The 280-nt window shown below is 53.6% G+C and carries 1 pseudogene; it reads right to left on the reverse strand.

The features are described 5' to 3' along the window. Positions 1 to 280 (reverse strand): annotated as a pseudogene (locus ABR397_RS23805) (DNA primase); the annotation flags it as partial.

The raw sequence follows: 280 nt of genomic DNA on the forward strand, positions 1-280 counted from the left end.
GGTAAAGCGGATATCTTTCACCGGGCGTTGTTGCGCTGCCGCTGTGTCTTTCACCATTTGCTGTATCAGCAGCAACAGTTTTCGGGTCTGGGGCGGCATCTCATCCAGCGTGCGGCCTAATATCTCATGGGCCAGCCGGTTTGCTAAGCTAATATCGTCTTTGGTCACCTCGATATATTCAAGCCGTTTGCCCCGGTGTTCCGCGGTCTTCACCTCGCGCTGGTGCTGATGCAGCAGGGCGATACTTTGTATCAGGGTAAGATATTTCATGTGGTCGCGT

This window comes from Photorhabdus viridis (assembly GCF_040256935.1).
GTDB classification, from domain to species: Bacteria; Pseudomonadota; Gammaproteobacteria; order Enterobacterales; family Enterobacteriaceae; genus Photorhabdus; species Photorhabdus viridis.